The organism is Allorhizocola rhizosphaerae, assembly GCF_003426775.1.
GTDB classification, from domain to species: Bacteria; Actinomycetota; Actinomycetes; order Mycobacteriales; family Micromonosporaceae; genus Allorhizocola; species Allorhizocola rhizosphaerae.
In genome coordinates this window covers 1-3,869 of the sequence record NZ_QJUG01000396.1, presented here as the reverse complement: position 1 = coordinate 3,869, position 3,869 = coordinate 1, and the positions used below count along the sequence as shown (strand labels likewise).

Sequence of the window (3,869 nt, the reverse complement as noted above, 5' to 3'; positions counted from 1 at the left end):
CGGCACCGGTACCGGCACTTCGGCGATCTCCACTTCCGGGATCGCCGGCTCGGCGGGAAGGGGCGTCGAGGCGCACACATGATTCGGGTCGGCCGGGGTCACGGCGGCCGTGGCCAGCAGCTCGTGCACCTCGCGCCCGAGCCCCGCGGCGTTGGCCCGCGCCTGGGCAAGCAGGCCCTGCGCCTCGGCAAGCTCGCCGCAGTCGCGCCACATCGCGGCCAGACGTGCCAACATGCGCACCCCGACCGGATGCGCGACGCCGAACTGGGCCTGGTGCTCCTCGATGACCTCGGCGAGCCGCAGCCGCGCCGGGGCGCACTGGCCGCGTGCGTGCTCGACGGTGGCCAGATCCGCCTTGGCCGCCAGCGCCCGCTCCGAGCCCGGGCCATCGAGCTCGCTGAAGATTTCAATCAGATGTTGGTACCGCTGCGCCGCGCGACCGTGCGCCCCCACCCGGGTCAGGACCGCGGCGAGCAGCCCGAGGGTGTGCAAAGTGCGCCGGTCGTGGTCGCCATACAGCCGGCGGAAGATCGCATGGCCGTAGGCGGCCCAGCCGCGGGCGGCATGCGCGTCGCCGAGGCTGAGCAGGACGCCCGTCTGCAGCGCCACCGCCTCGGCCTCGGCGGGTCTTGCCTTGCGCGGATCGGCCGGCAAGGTCGCCAGCAGCTGACTGAGCAATTCCTGCGCGGCCGCCAGCTCACCCGCGTCGACGTGCGCGCGGGCTTGGTTGAGGACGGCTACCCCGTGACGGCGCTGCAACGACACCTCGAAAGTATGGCAGTGGTTTGGGATAGCCGCCTCAGCTGGACATGCGTTCACGCGCGATAGGCATTCCGGGTGTAGGTCAGCGCGAAATTGCCCTCGTTCGCGAAATAGATGGACACGAGTTTGGCGGGATCGGTGGCGAGCAGCCCGCGCTGCAGGTCGGAGCCGTCGTCGCCGTCGTCCCAGCCCCATGGTGCGTTCGCCGCGTTGTCCTTGCCGTTGTCCCCGCGGAACGTGCCGAAGCCGGCGAACGTCGCCGAGTCGGAACGGTGCGCCCAGAGCCCGCTCGCGTCGAAGATATCGATCAGCCGGTACCCGACCGAGCGATCGTTGCCGCCCGAAGGCACCTCGCCGGCGCCCGACGACGGGAAGTACACGACACCGTCGCCGCCCGGGAAGTCCGTGCCGTTCCAGGCGTAGCAGCCGTGCCCCTTGGCCTCCTGGCGGGTGGTCGGGCGGGACACCCCGTTGTGGGACTGCATGAAGATCGTGCCGTCGACGTTCTCCCGCCCACCGGTGTAGGGGCTTCCCGGCGGTGTGTAGGAGTAGAAGTTGGTGTGCGCCACGGTCACCATCGCCTCAAGCACGCCGTACTCGCTGCCGTCCTTGCGCACGACCAGCAGCGCGCCCTCCATGTCGTTTTCGTGCGTGTACTGGCCGAACGGGTCGGGGTAGTCCTCCCAGTCGCGCGGGTGATAATAGGCGTACACCAGGTGCCAATGGGTCGAGGTCTCGACCACCGAGTAGTAGACGGCGCCGATCAGGCGGGACACGCTGTCGTCCTGCGCCTCCCAGTTGTTCTGCGCGATCCAGTCGCCGTCGAAGTCCACCCTGGACAGATAGTCGGCGTCGTAGTCGCTGCTGTCGGAGTCCTGGTAGTGCACCGGTGCCCAGCGCAGCGCGAGCGCGGCGTCGGTCGGCACGGCGGTCGCGGGCTGCGCGAGCGCGAGCGTCGCTCCAATGAGGACGGTAAAGCCGGTGAGGATGCGGGCAAACATGCGCGCACGCTATCGGTACACAATAATTTTTGGATATCGCAGCGGTATCGACGGGATACTTCCGGATGTCGATTCGCTGATGGTGCCCTGGCCCGCGGGCGGCGCCCGGTGTCGAGCGCGCACACCACCCGCCGGGACCGCTCGGGACGCCACGTGGCCGGGCCGCCCCCGCGTCGATCATGACGTTGGTGCCGCGACACGCGCCGAACATGGACGTAAGTTAATGATCGACCCGAGAAGGCCCGAGGCGCGGAGGGTGGTTAGCGGTAGGGGGTGGGGTCGATGGGGGTGGTTTCGGTGGCGCCGTGGTCGGCGAAGTAGCGCCAGATGTCGGGCCGGGAACCGTCCACATCGGTCAGCTCGTATTCGGCCGCGAGGTCGCCGCTGGACAGCGTCTTGCCCGCGAACCGCGCCACGTCGGGGTCGGTGGCCAGCGCGGCAACGCCGCGGCCGAGATAGGTCGGGGTCTCGGACAGGGCGAAGTGTGGCGTCTTGGCCACGGCGTCGCGCCAGTTGGCCTCGGTCACGCCGAACCCGTCGAGCATCGCCTCGGAGCGCAGGAAACCGGGCGTCACCGTCACGGCCGTGCAGCCGTAGGGCTTGAGCTCGGCAGCCTGGGCGAAGGCCAGCCGCTGCACCGAAACCTTGGCCAGGTCGTAGAAGAACGAGTCGCGATAGTTGGCCTCGTTGAACCACCCCGTGCCGTCGGTCACCTCGACGACCAGACCGCCCGGGCGGCGGATCAGCAGCGGGAGCGCCGCGTGGCTGGTGATGATGTGCGTGTCGATGCCCAGCCGAAGCAGGCGCAGCCCGCGCTCCAGCGGATGCTCCCACAGCGGCTTGCCCCACTCGGTGAACATGTCGCCGCCCCACACGTCGTTGACCAGCACGTCGAGCCGGTCGTGCGCCGCCTCGACCCGCTGCACGAGACCGGCCACCTGGTCGGGCTCGAGGTGGTCGACCCGCACCGGGATGCCCACCCCGCCCGCGGCGGTGACCAGCTCGGCGGTCTCATCGATCGTCTCCGGCCGGTCCATCTCGGACCGGTGGTGCCGGTCGGTCCGGCCGGTCACATAGACCGTCGCCCCGGCGCGCCCCAACTCCACCGCGATCGCCCGGCCACACCCCCGCGTCGCGCCCGCGACCAGCGCAACTTTGCCGTCAAGTCTCACACCCGGCATCCTCGCACAGAGGTCCGACATTCCACGGGCCGTGCGCGCGACCGCTCGTGGACGGTGAGATAGCGTCTCCAGATATGCCTATTCGCAAAGCATCAGCCCGCTGGCAGGGAAATCTTCCCGAGGGTTCCGGCACCATCAAGACGGGTCTCGGCGAGGGGAACTACTCGTTCAAGTCCCGCTTCGAGGAGGGTGAGGGGACCAACCCCGAGGAGCTCATCGGCGCCGCCCACGCCGGATGCTTCTCCATGGCGTTCGCCAACAAGCTGGCCACGGCCGGTTTCACACCAACGTCGGTGGAGACGACGGCCAACGTCCACCTGGAGAAGACGGACGCCGGCATGACCGTCACGAAGATCGACCTTGTCACCAACGCAACGGTGCCTGGCATAGACAAGAGCGAGTTCGACAAGATCGCCGAGGACGCCAAGGCGACCTGCCCGATCTCCCGGCTGCTCTCTCCCGGCGCCGAAATCACCCTCAACGCCAGCCTTGCCTGAGCAGCGGGTGAGGTTCAACGCTTCGCGATGAGCCTCACCCGCGCCCCAAGAGCACGGCTTCGCCTGAAGAAGCCAGTGCCACGGGGCCACCGGCATAATGTGCGCATGGCCGACGATCTGCAGGTGACCGAGCGGCTCGTGATCCCCGCGGCACAGTTGACCGAGCGGTTCTCGCGCAGCTCCGGCCCCGGCGGGCAGGGCGTGAACACCGCCGACAGCCGGGTCGAGCTGTCGTTCGACCTGGCCAATCTGCCCTCGCCGCTGCGGGAGCGGGCCATCGAGCGGCTCGCCGGGCGCCTGGTCGACGGCGTGATCACGATCACCGCGAGCGAGCACCGGGCGCAGCTGGCCAACCGGCAGGCCGCACGGATGCGGCTGGCCGCGCTGCTGCGCGAGGCGGTCGCGCCACCCGGGCCGCCGCGCAGGCC

Annotated in this window: 4 protein-coding genes and 1 pseudogene; 2 read left to right on the top strand and 3 right to left on the bottom strand. The window is 69.5% G+C overall.

Annotated elements, in window-relative coordinates:
• The 3 genes and pseudogenes from DM816_RS40785 to DM816_RS40775 form a co-directional block, all read right to left on the bottom strand.
• Positions 1 to 765 (bottom strand): annotated as a pseudogene (locus DM816_RS40785) (tetratricopeptide repeat protein); the annotation flags it as partial.
• Between the two features lie 50 nt (positions 766 to 815).
• Positions 816 to 1,763 (bottom strand): hypothetical protein, encoded by a 948-nt coding sequence (locus DM816_RS40780; RefSeq protein WP_117215793.1) that lies wholly within the window; start codon positions 1,761 to 1,763, stop codon positions 816 to 818.
• A 260-nt stretch (positions 1,764 to 2,023) separates the two neighbouring features.
• Positions 2,024 to 2,935 carry an SDR family oxidoreductase gene (locus tag DM816_RS40775; protein ID WP_342768806.1) on the bottom strand — a complete coding sequence of 304 codons (912 nt, stop codon included), beginning with the start codon at positions 2,933 to 2,935 and terminating at the stop codon, positions 2,024 to 2,026.
• A gap of 83 nt (positions 2,936 to 3,018) precedes the next feature.
• Between DM816_RS40775 and DM816_RS40770 the strand changes: the two genes are divergently transcribed.
• Both DM816_RS40770 and arfB read left to right on the top strand, forming a co-directional pair.
• Complete coding sequence (locus DM816_RS40770; protein ID WP_117215791.1) at positions 3,019 to 3,441, top strand: OsmC family protein; 423 nt, start codon at positions 3,019 to 3,021, stop codon at positions 3,439 to 3,441.
• Positions 3,442 to 3,546: 105 nt separating this feature from the next.
• A partial coding sequence (gene arfB / locus DM816_RS40765) for an alternative ribosome rescue aminoacyl-tRNA hydrolase ArfB (RefSeq protein ID WP_117215790.1) occupies positions 3,547 to 3,869 on the top strand: 323 nt, incomplete at its 3' end.

Coding starts and splice junctions, on each gene's coding strand:
- DM816_RS40770 (WP_117215791.1), top strand. CDS start 3,019: ATGCCTATTCGCAAAGCATCAGCCCGCTGGCAGGGAAATCTTCCCGAG.
- DM816_RS40780 (WP_117215793.1), bottom strand. CDS start 1,763: ATGTTTGCCCGCATCCTCACCGGCTTTACCGTCCTCATTGGAGCGACG.